This window comes from Kitasatospora sp. NPDC059408, from assembly GCF_042751525.1.
GTDB lineage: Bacteria > Actinomycetota > Actinomycetes > Streptomycetales > Streptomycetaceae > Kitasatospora.
The window spans coordinates 1-12,996 of the sequence record NZ_JBHYWI010000102.1 but is presented as its reverse complement, the minus strand read 5'-3'; the positions used below and the strand labels follow the sequence as shown (position 1 = coordinate 12,996).

The following is a 12,996-nucleotide window of genomic DNA, read 5'->3' as shown; positions in this document are numbered from 1 at the left end:
TCGGGCTGCGGTGGGAGGCGGTTGTCTTGCGTGCGGCGTGCGGCGTGCGGCGTGCGGCGTGCGGCGTGCGGCGTGCCGCGTCCGGCGGGCGCCGTTCGCGCTCGTCGTCGCGGGCTCGCGGTCACATGGAGAGCACGATCTTCCCGTTGATCTCGCGGGACCGGAGGGCGTCGACGGCGTGCTGCGGGTCGGACCACGGGGTGAGCAGTCCGGGCTCGGCCGCCAGCTTCCCCGCGGCGACCAGGCCCAGGAGCAGCGTCAGGTCGGCCGGTACGTCGCGCCGGGTGACCTCGTCGAGCAGGAACAGGTACTCGATGCGCACGCCCGGCCTGGCGTGGCCCCAGTCGGCGGGCAGGCGCAGCTCGGAGCGGACCGTGTTGCCGAACACGGTCGCGACGCCGCCGCGGCGCAGGAGCTGGTAGCCGGTGCTGAACACCTCGCCGCCGACGCTGTCGACGAGGATGTCGACCGGGGCGGTGGGCGGTTCGTCGTAGCCGGTGACGACCTGTGCGCCGAAGTCGGCCAGGCCGGCACCCCGGGCGGGGGATCCGACCCAGGCGGTCACCTCGCTCCCGGCCGCGAGGGCCAGTTGGACGGCGATGCGCCCGACGCCGCCGCTCGCGCCGGTGACCAGGGTGCGCCGGCCGAGCAGCCAGCCCGCGCGCTGGAGCGCGTAGAGGGCGGTGAGGCCGGCGACGGGGAGGGTGACGGCGGTGGTGTCGCAGACACCGTCCGGGATGCCCGTCAGGCGGTCGGTGCGGACGGCGGCGAGCTCGGCCCACGCGTCGTTGTCCGCCAGGCCGACGACGCGGGCGCCTGCCGGGGGGCCGCTTCCGTCGGAGGCGGGGCGCAGGACGGTGCCGACGACGTCCAGGCCGATGGGGGAGCCGACCGGCCGACGGACGGCCAGCAGGAGGTCGGCGCGGTTCAGGGCTGTCGCGTGGACCTCGATGAGTGCTTCGTCCGGGCGCGGCCGGGGGTCGGGCACGGACCGCAGTTCCAGGGTGAGCGGGTCGAGTTCGGTGGTGACCAGTGCCTTCACTTTGTCCTCGTGGGCAGGCGGTATGGGTGAGATCCCAGGTGTAGGCGGGGGCGCTGGATTCTCGGTCCAACATCCGTGAGGCCGGGCCGGTCCGAGCGTCGGAAGCTCGGCGCCGCACGTCCGCCGGGGGCGGGCACACGACGCCGACGGCCCGCCCCCGGGGGTGTGGGCGGGCCTGGCGGGTGTGGTCAGACCGCGGCGGACTCGGGGGAGGGGTCGGCGCCCCCCTCGGGCTGGGCCGGAGCCTTCGCCCGGAAGGACCCGGGCAGGGCGAGCGCGGCGAGGGCGGCGACCACGCCGAAGGCGATGACCGCCGCGTAGGTGCCGCCGTACGCTCCGGCCGGGTGGCCCTCCGTGTCGGCGAGCCGGGACTGGAGGGTGATGGCGATGACCGCGATGCCGAGGGCACCACCGATCTGGTTGACGATGAACAGGGCGCTGGTGGCCCGGGTGGCGCGCTCCGGGCCGACGGCCTGGTACATGAACGCCATCGTGCCGGGGGCGGTGAGGCCGATGCCGTAGCCGGTCAGGCCGATCGCGACGGACAGCCACGCGGTGTTGGTGTCGGCACCGACCCCGGAGAAGGCGAGCGCTCCGAGCGCGGTGAGCAGCATGCCGACGGCGGAGGTGAGCCGCGCGGTGACCTTGTTCGCGGTCTTGCCGGACGTGATCGCGCCGGCCGCGCCGAGCACGCCGGAGGGGATCAGCAGGAGACCGGCGTGCAGGGCGCCGAAGTCGCGGGACTGCTGGTAGTAGAGGGGGGTGAGGAACAGCAGGCCGTTGGCGACGGCGCCGACGAAGAACATCGTGACGACCGCCATCGTGAAGCCGCGCAGCTTGAACATCCGCAGGTCGATCAGGGGAACGACGGTGGTGCGCAGCGCGTGTACCACGTACCCGACGAGCAGCAGGGCGCCGAGCACGAAGGAGACGACGACCTGCGGGGACGCGACGTCGCTGTCGCGCGCCGCGGTGGTGAGGCCGTAGACGAGGGCGGCGAAACCGGGGGAGAGCAGGACCAGACCGAGCACGTCCAGGCGCTCGTCGGACCGGCTGCCGTGGTCGCCGGCGGGCAGCGTCCGCAGGGCGAGCAGCAGGGCGACCACACCGATCGGGATGTTGATCAGGAACATCCAGCGCCAGCTGACGGCGTCGACCAGCACGCCGCCGAGGACCGGGCCGAGGATCGGCCCGAGGGTGAGCGGCAGCGAGATCAGGGCCATGGCCTTGGCGACCCGGGAGGGACCGGCGGTGGTCGCGAGGACGCTCTGGACGACCGGCACGATCATGCCGCCGCCGATGCCCTGGAGCACCCGGAACACGATCAGCGCCGGCAGTGACCAGGCGGCGCCGGAGAGGGTCGAGCCGAGCACGAACAGCAGGACGGCGGTGAGCCACATGGTGCGGCCGCCGAACCGGTCGACCGCCCAGCCGGCGAAGGGGGTGGCGGCGGCGACGGCGAGCAGGTAGCCGCCGGTGACCCACTGGACGTTCTCCAGCGGCGAGTCGAAGGTGCCGCTGAGCGTGGTGAGGCCGACGTTGACGATCGTCTCGTCGAGCAGGGCCATCAGCAGGGCCAGCAGCAGGACGGCGGCCATCCGCATGAAGGCCGGGTCGAGTTTGTCGTCCGCCGGGCCGGTGGTCCCGGCCGCCGCCGGAGCGGTCTTCGAGGGCTGTGCGGTCGGCTCGGTCGCCGTGGAGGACTCGGGAGTTGCGGGTGTCATGCGTACCACCTGGATGTCGATGGGGCGGTCTCGCGGGCGCGGAACGGCGCCTCGCTCACTCGGTGCCACCACTGTACGCAAATAATGTAGGCGCCTGCATCTACTTTGACGCGATCGATTCCCGGAAGACCTTGTCTACGGGCGGGTGTTCGAGGCAGTCTGGAGGTGAGGGTCGCCGGAAAGCATGCATGAACATGGATTGTGCATGGAGTCGGCCCTATACTGGAGGGGAGTGAGGAAAGGGAGGCGGCATGTCGGCCGATGAGCGCGCCGGGAGCACCGGGGAGTTCGACCTGTGGCGACGGTTGACGCTGATGGTCGGTCAGCTCAACCAGTCCCTGGAACGGATGCTCGCGAGCGAGTACCAGATCTCGTTGCCGGAGCTCGCGGTGCTGATCGAGCTGCGGCACGGCCACGAGCGCGGCACCCGGGTCCAGGAGCTGTCGAACGCGGTCGGACTCGACCAGTCGTCCATGAGTCGGCTCGTCACCCGGCTGGAGAACAAGGGTTTCACGGCCCGGGTCTCCTGTGACCACGACCGTCGCGGCGTGTACTGCATGCTGACGCCGGCCGGCGCCGAGTGCGGTGAACGGGCCGAGGCCAGCTGCCGCGAGGAACTGGCGGGACTCCTCGACCTCGCGTCGTTCGACGACCGTTGGGCGTCGCTCGTGGCCCGCTTCCGGCACGCGGCCGCCGGGGCCGTCCTCCCCTGATCACCATCCCCTCCAATCGGTCGAGACCTGGAGGAGATCATCGTGAAACTGTCCGTACTGGACCAGTCCGTCATACCGGAGGGGTCCACCGCGGCCACCGCCCTGCGCAACTCGCTGGACCTGGCGCGGCTCGCGGACCGGCTCGGCTACCACCGCTTCTGGGTGGCCGAGCACCACGCCACGCCCTCGTTCGCGGGGCCCGCCCCCGAGATCATGGTGGCCAGGGCGGCCGCCGAGACCCGCCGCATCCGCGTCGGGTCGGGCGGTGTGCTGCTGCCGTACTACAGCCCGCTGAAGGTCGCCGAGGTGTTCCGGGTGCTCAGTGCGCTCGACCCCGGAAGGATCGACCTGGGCATCGGCCGCGGTGCGGGTGCGGGCAGCATCGAGGCGCACGCCCTCGCCCCCGGGGTCCCGGTGGACGGGGGCGGTGAGGGCTTCTCCGGCAAGCTGGCGGAGCTGCTCGCCTTCCTCGTCGACGGTTTCCCGGAAGGGCAGCCCGCCGGGCAGCACTTCGAGGAGTCGCTGCGGCTGGCCGAACTCGCCGACGAACTCGGCTTCCACCACGTGAAGACCGTGGAGCACTACTTCCACGAGTACGGCGGCTACAGCCCGGACCCGGTGACCTTCCTCGCGGCCGCCGCGGCCCGCACCAGCCGGGTCCGCCTCGTCACCGGCGCCGTGCTGCCGGCGTTCACCCACCCGCTGAAGCTCGCCGGGAAGCTCGCCATGCTCGACAACATCTCCCGGGGGCGCCTCGACGTCGGGTTCGGAAGGGCCTTCCTGCCCGACGAGTTCGCCGCGTTCGAGGTGTCCATGGACGAGAGCCGGGCCCGTTTCGACGAGGGCGTCGAGGCGGTCCGCCGCCTGTGGGCGGAGGAGGACGTGGTGTGGAAGGGCACCTTCCACAGCTTCGGCCCGGTCACCATGCTGCCCCGCACCTGGCAGCGGCCGCACCCGCGGATCCTGGTCGCCACCGCGAAGACGCCGGCGTCCGCGGAGGCCGCGGGCCGTGCCGGGTACGGCGTGATGCTCGTCCCGTCCATCAATCCGCGCGAGCAGGTGCAGCAGACGCTGGCCAAGTACCGCGCCGCGGCCGGCGCGGCCGGCTTCGAGCCCGGGGAGGAGGACGTCCACATGAGCTACGGCTGCTACGTCGCCGAGGACGGCCAGGAGGCGCGGGTCGGGGGCCGGCAGTCGTCCGAGCGGGCCAACCGGGCCCTCGCGGCCGCGGTTTCCTCCTGGAAGGACACCCGCAGTGCCGACTACCCCGGTTACGAGAAGATCGTCGAGAAGGCGGGCCGCGGCGACTTCGACCGTTCGGTCGCCGAACGCAAGACGCTGGTCGGTACCCCCGAGGAGGTGCGCGCGGCGATCGACGACATCCGAGGCTGGTTCGGTGACTTCACGATCAGCCTCCAGGTGATCTCCGGCGCCATGCCGTTCGAGGAGGCGGCGCGCACCATGCGCCTGTTCGCCGAGCACGTCCTTCCGCACTACGCGTCGAACGACTGAGGACGGACCGCCGATGGCTTCCCTCCGTACGCACCCGGCCCCGGGGCGGACCGAACCGTCCGCCCCGGGCCCGGGCGAGGCCGACGCGGCGTTCGCGCGACCCCGCCCCCGGCCGCTGCGCTGGGTGGCGGCGGGGGCGGCCGCCGTCCTGGTGGCGATGGCCCTCCACGCGCTCGTCACCAACGACGTGTTCCGCTGGGAGGTCGTCGCCAAGTACTTCGGCGCCGACGCCGTGGTCTCCGGACTCGTCACCACCCTGTGGCTGACCGGTGTCGCCTTCCTCGGCGGCTTCGCCCTCGGCACCGTGCTCGCCGTGATGCGGCTGTCGGGCAACCCGGTCCTGGCGGCCCTGAGCTGGGGCTACACCTGGCTGTTCCGGTCCGTGCCGATGCTCGTCCAACTGCTGTTCTGGTACAACATCTCGCTGCTGTACCCGAGGCTCAGCATCGGCATCCCGTTCGGGCCGGCGTTCACCGACTTCGCCACCGAGCAGTTGATCAGCGGCCTCACGGCCGCCGTCATCGGCCTCGTGCTGCACGAGGCCGGGCAGTTCGCCGAGATCGTCCGGGCCGGGATCCTGTCGGTGAGCCGTGATCAGACCGAGGCCGCCGAGGCCCTGGGCCTGCGCGGCGTCCGGACCTTCCTGCGGATCGTGCTGCCGCAGGCCATGCCCGCGATCCTGCCGCCGACGGGCAGTCAGGTCATCGCCCTGCTCAAGGGCACGTCCATCGTCAGCGTCATCGCCGTCCAGGACCTGCTGTACGCGACGCAGCTGATCTACAACCGGAACTACCTGGTCATCCCGCTGCTGTTGGTGGCCACGCTCTGGTACCTGGTGCTGACCACCCTGCTCAGTGCCGCTCAGTACGTCGTCGAACGCCGTTACGCCACCAGGAGGCGGGGATGATCGAAGCGGTGGGTGTCCGCAAGAGGTTCGGCGCGCTGACCGTGCTGGACGACGTCTCGCTCGGCGTTCCCGAGTCGACCGTCACCTGTGTCATCGGTCCGTCCGGGTCGGGCAAGAGCACCCTGCTCCGGTGCATCAACCGGCTCGAACGCATCGACGCCGGACGCATCGTCGTCGACGGCGAACTCGTCGGGTACGAGTGGCGCCGCGGCCGGCTCTACGAGCGGCCCCGGCGAGCCGTCGCCCGCCAGCGCACCCGCACCGGGATGGTCTTCCAGAACTTCCGGCTCTTTCCGCACCTGACGGTCCTCGACAACGTCACCGAGGCCCCGCGGGCCCTGCTCGGGCTGAAACGGGCCGAGGCCGAGGAGCGGGCCGGCGAACTCCTCGCGCGGGTCGGCCTCGGCGGGAAGCGGGCCGCGCGCCCGCACCAGCTGTCCGGAGGGGAGCAGCAGCGGGTCGCGATCGCGCGGGCCCTCGCGATGGAGCCCCGGGCGATGCTGTTCGACGAGCCGACCAGTGCGCTCGACCCCGAACTCACCGGGGAGGTGCTGAAGGTGGTCCGAGAACTGGCCGACCGCGGAATGACCATGATCGTGGTCACCCACGAGTTGCGCTTCGCCGGGGAGATCGCCGACCACGTCGTCTTCATGGACAAGGGGCGCGTCGTCGAGTCCGGCCCGCCCGAGCAGGTCCTGGCGGCTCCGCTCCACGCGCGCACGGCCGACTTCCTGGCCCGCGGCTGAGCCGTCGGCCGGCCGGTCGTACCGTCCGCGTCCCGGACCGATCCGTTGTCAAAGGAGGAACCATGCCAAACACCCCGGCCGTCGACCGTCCGTTCCTGCGCGGACGTCGAGCACGCCGCCCCCGCCCCGTCCAGGCCGCCGTGGCGGCGGCCCTGCTCGCCCTGGTGCTCGCCGCCTGCGGCTCCGGCAAGCCGGCCGTCCCCGAGGACGGCAAGCTCGCCGAACTCGGCCGAGAGGACGTGGTCTCCGGGGTGCGCAAGGACGACGCGCTCGCCGCGGAGCTGCCCGCGGAACTGCGCGGGTCCGGGGTGCTGCGCATCGGGTCCGGCGTCGGAGCGCCGCCCACCGCGTTCACTCCCGAGGGCGGCGGCCCGCCGCGGGGCCTGGACATCGACATCTCGGAGGCCGTGGCGCGACTGCTCGGGCTGACCGTGGACCGCACGCACGTCAGCGGGGCGTCCCTGATCACCGGGCTGAACGCCGGGCGGTACGAGCTCGGCACCGCCGACCTCGGCGTCACCGAGGAACGCGAGCAGGCCGTCGACTTCGTGCTCTACACCACCGACGGCACCGGTTTCGCGGTCCGGGACGACAGCAAGCTGACCCGGGTGACCGACCTGCAGCAGCTGTGCGGGCTCCGGGTCGGCACCGGAGTCGGTACGACGTACGAGTCCGACCTCGCCAAGGCGAGCGGGCAGTGCGAAGCGGACGGTCGCAAGCCGATCTCGGTCAGCACGTACTCCGATGCCGCCGCGCACTTCCTCGCCCTCCGCCAGGGGCACGTGGACGTGCTGATGACGACCTCGAGCGCATTGCGGTACGCGGCCTCCCAGCAGCCGAACCTGCGCTACCTCAACGAGATCGAGCGCAAGAACGTCGGCCTCGTCGTCAAGAAGGGCTCCCCGCTCGCCGGGCCGGTGAAGGACGCGGTGAACCGGCTGATCCAGGACGGCACCTACGCGAGGATCCTGGGGAAGTGGGGGCTGGAGTCGGCCGGGGTCCGGGAGTCGATGGTCAATCCGCCGTCGAAGGGCTGACCCGGCTGCCCGTCGGTCGGTGGAGTTCACGCGGCCGACTGCCCCCGGCCCGGACCCGTGAACTCCACGACCGCGCAGCTCCACGTGAACCCGGCGCCGATCCCGAACAGCAGGCCCAGCTCACCGGTGCGCGCCAGGCCGGACCGGGTGAGGAACGCGAGCCCCGCGAACTGGTCTCCGGCCCCCAGGTGTCCCACCGTGCGACCCCACCGCCAGGTGGTGCGCTCCTCGGAGATGCCCCACGGGCGCAGGAACGCCGAACTCAGCCGGCGCCGGCCGAAGTTCGGCAGCACGAACCAGGACAGGTCCGAGAGCGCGCACTCCGCGTCGGCCAGCGCCCGCTTCAGCGTCTCGTCCTGTCCGGCGGTGATCCGGGCGACGGTGTGCGAGCGCCCGACGTCCTCCAGGAAGGCCTGTTGCAGCAACCCCAGGTCGATCGGCCGACGCACCTCGAACGGTACCCGGGAGAACGGGTCCCGGCCCCGGTGCATCTGCTCCAGGCCGGGGTCCGACACCGTCACCAGGCTGCGCAGGCGGGCGACGCCCGAGGAACCCCGGCTCAGCACCAGTGCCGTGCCCGCGTCGCCGTACACCGTGCCGGGATCGCTGTGCCAGCGGTCGAAACCGGGGGCGCCGAACACGTCCCCGGTCGTCAGCAGCGCGCCGGTGCGGCCGGACCCGCCGGTCAGGTAGCCGGCCGCGAGCTCCAGTGCGGCCATGCCCCCGTTGGACAGCTGCTTGACCTCGATCGCGGGGCACCGGTTGCCGACCGCGTGGCGCTGGACGTACGAGGCGGGTGCCCACAGGTCGTGACCCTGGTGCTGCACGGTCGCGTGCAGCACCAGGTCGATGTCGGTCGGCGCCGTGTCCGTCCGCTCCAGGACCAGCCGGGCCGCGCCGACCGCGAGTTCCGGCGCGGAGGCGCCGGCCGACACCGCGACGGCGGTGATGCCGCTCTGGGCCGCGAACCGCTCCTCGTACTGCCCGTCGCGCACCGCCGCCTCGACCGGGCACGTGCGCTCCGTGTGAAGGGCCGTTCCGGCGATGTGCAGGTCGTCGAACTTCATGCCCCATGTCCTTTCACCGGCTTCTCCGAGTACGCCCCACGGTGTCGACGGCCGCCGGTCCAGGTGGTGCCCGGCCCGGCGGCCCCCGATCCGACCGCGGTTCACCCGGGGCGACGGGTCGCGCGCCTCCGGCTGGACACCACCGTGCGGCCCGCCGCTGGACCACCGGTCCAACGCGGCTGGAACAGCCCGCCCGGTCGGCGCCCACGCGGGGCTGTGGCTCCGGTGCACCGAGCCTCCAGGGACGGCCCCCAGCCTGGCGGTACCGAGGAGAGGAGACTTCCGTGACCGATCCGCTGCCAGTTGTCATGCTGTTCCCCGGACAGGGCGCGCAGCAGCCCGGGATGGGGGTGGGCCTGTACCACGCGCACCCGGGCTTCCGGGGCCGGATGGACGAGGTCCTGGAACTGTGGAGCACACACGGTTTCGACCTGCGCGCCGGGTGGCTCGCGGGGGAACGGGGCCCCGCCGCCGACGGCCCGCGCGTCGCACAGCCGTTGCTGTTCGCCCTGAACTGGGCCGTCGGCCGAACCGTCCTCGACGCCGGTGTGCGTCCTGCGGCGCTACTCGGCCACAGCGTCGGCGAGGTCGCCGCGGCCGCCCTGGCCGGCGTCTTCGAACCGTCCGACGCGGTGGCCGTGATGGCGGATCGGATCGGGCGGCTCGACGGCACGCCGCCCGGCGGGATGCTCGCCGTACAGGCGAGTCCCGCCGAGGTGGCCCGCTACACCACGGACGAGGTCGTCGTCGGCGCGGTCAACGCGCCGCGACAGGTCCTGCTCGCCGGACCGGAAGCAGGTCTGCGCGCCGTCGAGGACGCCCTGCGCGCGGCCGGCTTCACCGCCCGCAGGGCTCGCGCGCTCAACCCCTTCCACAGCCCGGTGCTCACCGACGCCGCGCTCGGCTCGGTGGAGTTCCTCGCGACGGTGCCGATCCGCCCGCCGCGGCTGCCGCTGCACTCCGGCTACGAACCCGGGCCGTTGAGCCGGGAACGCGCCCTGGACGTGCGGTACTGGGCGCTCCAGCCGGCCCGGCCGGTGCTCTTCGGACCGGCACTGGACGCCGTGCTCGCGGAGGGGGCCGCGGTGCTCGCGGAGGCGGGCCCCGGCCAGGGGCTCACCACGCTGGCCCGTCGCCATCCCGGGGTCGTCAGGGGCGGTTCCCGGGCGGTCGGCCTGCTGCCGGCCCGTCCGGGCGAACCGGACGTCGAGCGGGCGGTCTTCGAGCGGGCGCTCGCGGACCTCGTCGAACCGGCGGCCGGACCGGTGTCCAGGCTGATTGGAGCGCCTCTCCAGGATGCCTTGACACGGTCACGGTCACGGGTCGTGGGACCCGATCCCGCCAACAGCGAGTGAGGATGGCCATGGAACGACGCGTCGTCATAACCGGCATCGGTGCGGTGGCGCCCGGGGGAGCAGGGATCAAGGCGTACTGGGACCTGCTGTCGAACGGGCGGACGGCCACCCGGACGATCTCACTCTTCGATGCCTCCCCGTACCGCTCCCGGATCGCCGCCGAGGTGGACTTCGACCCCGCGACGGCCGGGCTGTCCCCGCAGGAGGCGCGCCGGCTGGATCGGGCCGGCCAGTTCGCACTGGCCGCCGCCAGGGAGGCGGTCGCCGACTCCGGCCTCGAACCCGCGCTCACGCCGAGCGCGACCGTGGGAGTGTCGCTCGGCTGCGCGGTCGGGTGCACCACGTCGATGGAGAACGAGTACGTCGTCCTCAGTGACGGCGGAGCCCGGTGGCTGGTCGACCACGAGTACGCCGTGCCACGGCTCTACGACCACTTCGTGCCCAGCTCGCTGGCCGCCGAACTCGCCCGGGAGGTCGGGGCCGGGGGCCCGGTGTCGCTGGTGTCCGACGGCTGCACCTCGGGCCTGGACGCCGTCGGCCACGGTGCCGACCTGATCCGGGAGGGCAGCGCGGAGGTGGTGGTCGCGGGCGGCACCGACGCCCCGATCTCGCCGATCACCCTGGCCTGCTTCGACGCCATCAAGGCCACCTCGCCGCGCAACGACGACCCGGAGCACGCCTCCCGGCCGTTCGACAACACCCGCAACGGACTCGTGCTCGGTGAGGGCGCGGCGGTCCTGGTCCTGGAGGAACTCGGGCACGCGCGGCGCCGCGGGGCCCGGATCTACGCGGAGGTGGCAGGGTTCGGCAGCCGTAGCAACGCCTACCACATGACCGGTCTGCGTTCGGACGGAGCCGAGATGGCCGAGGCGATCAGGGTCGCCCTCACCGAGGCCCGGCTCCTGCCCGAGCAGGTCGACTACGTCAACGCACACGGTTCCAGCACCAAGCAGAACGACCGGCACGAGACCGCCGCGTTCAAGACCTCGCTCGGAGCGCACGCACACCGGGTGCCGGTCAGCTCGATCAAGTCGATGATCGGGCACTCGCTCGGCGCGATCGGCGCGCTCGAACTCGTCGCCTCCGTCCTGGCGATGGAGTACGGCCTGGTCCCGCCGACGGCGAACCTGCACGAACCCGATCCGCTGTGCGACCTCGACTACGTGCCGAACACCGCGCGGGAGGCCAGGGTCGACTCGGTTCTCAGCGTCGGCAGCGGTTTCGGTGGCTTCCAGAGCGCCGTCGTCCTGGCCCGTCCCGAGAGGAGCATCGCGTGAGCACAACCGTCGACCGTCCCGTGATCACCGGTATCGGCGTCGCCGCGCCGACCGGTCTGGGCACCGGCGCGCACTGGTCGGCCACCGTCGCGGGAGCCACCGGCATCGCCGGGATCACCCGCTTCGCGGCGGAGGGCTACCCGGTGCGGCTGGCCGGCGAGGTGCCCGGCTTCGTGCCCGAGGAACACGTCCCGAGCCGGTTGCTGCCCCAGACCGACCACATGACGAGGCTCGCCCTGTTCGCGGCCGACGAGGCGTTGAAGGACAGCGGACTCGACCTCACCACCGTTTCCGAGTACGGGGCGGGCATCGCCTCGGCCTCCTCGATGGGCGGGTTCGAGTTCGGTCAGCGCGAGTTGCAGAACCTGTGGGACAAGGGTGGCCGGTTCGTCAGCGCGTACCAGTCCTTCGCCTGGTTCTACGCCGTCAACACGGGCCAGATCTCCATCCGGCACGGTCTGAAGGGACCTTGCAGCGCCGTCGTCGCCGACCAGGCGGGCGGACTGGACGCGGTCGGCCACGCGCGGCGGCAGATCCGCAAGGGCACCAGGGTGATGCTCGCCGGCGGCGTCGACGGAGCGCTCTGCCCGCTGGGCCTCGTCGGCCAGATCGCGTCCGGTCGGCTCAGTACCGAGTCCCGGCCGGAGCGGGCGTACCTGCCCTTCGACGAGGCCGCGTCCGGTCACGTCCCGGGCGAGGGCGGTGCGTACGTGGTGCTGGAGGACCCGGCCTCCGCCCGCCTGCGCGGAGCGCACGTGTACGGCGAACTCGCCGGGTACGCGGCCACGTTCGATCCCGACCCGGGCGCTCCGGCGGCCGACGGGCTGGAGCGGGCCGCCCGTGCCGCCCTCGCGGACGCGGGCCGGGAGCCGGCCGAGGTGGCGGTGGTCTTCGCGGACGCGGCCGGCACGCCCGCGGCGGATCGCGCCGAAGCCGCCGCACTGGCCGCGGTGTTCGGCCCCCGCGGGGTACCGGTCGCCGCGCCGAAGGCGCAGACCGGTCGCCTCTACGCGGGCGGAGCCGCGCTCGACCTGGTCTCCGCCCTGCTCACGCTGCGCGACGGCGCCATCCCGCCGACCGTGAACGTCACCGCGGTCGCGGAGGACTGCCCGGTGGACCTGGTGCTGGGCGGGAGCCGCCCCATCACCGGTGATGCCGCCCTGGTGCTGGCCCGCGGAGAGGGCGGATTCAACGTCGCCGTCGTGGTCACCACCGCTCGAACCACCCGGTGACCCGGCGACCCGCCGGATCACCGACACCCGTACCCGCCCGGTACCGAGGCGCCGAGAAGGAAGGAACCCCCACCATGACCGTCAATGGGACCGCGACACTGAGCATCGAGGAGTTCGTCCGCATCCTGCGTGACTCGGCCGGTGAGGACGAGGCCGTCGACCTGAGCGGCGACATCGCCGACGTACCGTTCACCGACCTGGGCTACGACTCGCTCGCCCTGCTGGAGGTGACCGCCCGTGTCAGCCGTGACTACGGCGTCGACCTCCCCGACCGGGACCTGGACTCCGTCGACACCCCCCAGGGCTTCGTCGACCTGGTCAACTCCGTGCTGTCACAGGGCTGAACGGCCACGCGGGTAGACGGCGAAGGGCGGGGCCCCGGAG

At 72.7% G+C, this 12,996-nt stretch carries 12 protein-coding genes; 9 read left to right on the top strand and 3 right to left on the bottom strand.

Features of this window, described 5'->3' with window-relative positions; all coding sequences use genetic code 11:
• Positions 1 to 121: 121 nt before the first annotated feature.
• Complete coding sequence (locus ACFXDE_RS38910) at positions 122 to 1,042, bottom strand: zinc-binding dehydrogenase (RefSeq protein WP_380499048.1); 921 nt, start codon at positions 1,040 to 1,042, stop codon at positions 122 to 124.
• Between the two features lie 188 nt (positions 1,043 to 1,230).
• A complete protein-coding gene (locus tag ACFXDE_RS38905; protein ID WP_380499046.1) occupies positions 1,231 to 2,766 on the bottom strand; it encodes an MDR family MFS transporter in 1,536 nt (511 codons plus the stop codon).
• 251 nt (positions 2,767 to 3,017) lie between these two features.
• Here ACFXDE_RS38905 and ACFXDE_RS38900 point away from each other — a divergent pair, with 251 nt between their 5' ends.
• The 5 genes from ACFXDE_RS38900 to ACFXDE_RS38880 all read left to right on the top strand — a co-directional run bounded on the left by ACFXDE_RS38900 (position 3,018) and on the right by ACFXDE_RS38880 (position 7,681).
• Entirely contained in the window at positions 3,018 to 3,479 is a 462-nt protein-coding gene (locus ACFXDE_RS38900) for a MarR family winged helix-turn-helix transcriptional regulator (protein WP_380499044.1), read from the top strand.
• A gap of 42 nt (positions 3,480 to 3,521) precedes the next feature.
• Positions 3,522 to 4,991: an LLM class flavin-dependent oxidoreductase gene (locus ACFXDE_RS38895; RefSeq protein WP_380499043.1), complete on the top strand. Its 1,470-nt coding sequence runs from the start codon at positions 3,522 to 3,524 to the stop codon at positions 4,989 to 4,991.
• A 13-nt stretch (positions 4,992 to 5,004) separates the two neighbouring features.
• Positions 5,005 to 5,898, top strand: coding sequence for an amino acid ABC transporter permease (locus ACFXDE_RS38890; protein WP_380499042.1), 894 nt, complete (start codon positions 5,005 to 5,007; stop codon positions 5,896 to 5,898).
• Positions 5,895 to 6,644 carry an amino acid ABC transporter ATP-binding protein gene (locus ACFXDE_RS38885; protein WP_380499041.1) on the top strand — a complete coding sequence of 250 codons (750 nt, stop codon included), beginning with the start codon at positions 5,895 to 5,897 and terminating at the stop codon, positions 6,642 to 6,644. Before ACFXDE_RS38890 ends, ACFXDE_RS38885 begins: the two co-directional genes overlap by 4 nt.
• A gap of 62 nt (positions 6,645 to 6,706) precedes the next feature.
• Positions 6,707 to 7,681: an ABC transporter substrate-binding protein gene (locus tag ACFXDE_RS38880; protein ID WP_380499040.1), complete on the top strand. Its 975-nt coding sequence runs from the start codon at positions 6,707 to 6,709 to the stop codon at positions 7,679 to 7,681.
• Positions 7,682 to 7,707: 26 nt separating this feature from the next.
• Here the strand turns inward: ACFXDE_RS38880 and ACFXDE_RS38875 are convergent, their stop codons facing one another.
• On the bottom strand, positions 7,708 to 8,748 hold the full coding sequence (locus ACFXDE_RS38875; RefSeq protein ID WP_380499039.1) for a ketoacyl-ACP synthase III family protein: 1,041 nt from the start codon (positions 8,746 to 8,748) through the stop codon (positions 7,708 to 7,710).
• A 284-nt stretch (positions 8,749 to 9,032) separates the two neighbouring features.
• Here ACFXDE_RS38875 and ACFXDE_RS38870 point away from each other — a divergent pair, with 284 nt between their 5' ends.
• The 4 genes from ACFXDE_RS38870 to ACFXDE_RS38855 all read left to right on the top strand — a co-directional run bounded on the left by ACFXDE_RS38870 (position 9,033) and on the right by ACFXDE_RS38855 (position 12,956).
• Entirely contained in the window at positions 9,033 to 10,103 is a 1,071-nt protein-coding gene (locus tag ACFXDE_RS38870) for an acyltransferase domain-containing protein (RefSeq protein ID WP_380499038.1), read from the top strand.
• 8 nt (positions 10,104 to 10,111) lie between these two features.
• Positions 10,112 to 11,380 carry a beta-ketoacyl-[acyl-carrier-protein] synthase family protein gene (locus ACFXDE_RS38865; protein ID WP_380499037.1) on the top strand — a complete coding sequence of 423 codons (1,269 nt, stop codon included), beginning with the start codon at positions 10,112 to 10,114 and terminating at the stop codon, positions 11,378 to 11,380.
• The gene (locus ACFXDE_RS38860; RefSeq protein ID WP_380499036.1) at positions 11,377 to 12,612 is read left to right on the top strand and encodes a ketosynthase chain-length factor; all 1,236 of its coding nucleotides are present in this window, start codon (positions 11,377 to 11,379) and stop codon (positions 12,610 to 12,612) included. Before ACFXDE_RS38865 ends, ACFXDE_RS38860 begins: the two co-directional genes overlap by 4 nt.
• A 74-nt stretch (positions 12,613 to 12,686) precedes the next feature.
• On the top strand, positions 12,687 to 12,956 hold the full coding sequence (locus tag ACFXDE_RS38855) for an acyl carrier protein (protein WP_380499035.1): 270 nt from the start codon (positions 12,687 to 12,689) through the stop codon (positions 12,954 to 12,956).
• The last annotated feature ends 40 nt before the right edge of the window (positions 12,957 to 12,996 follow it).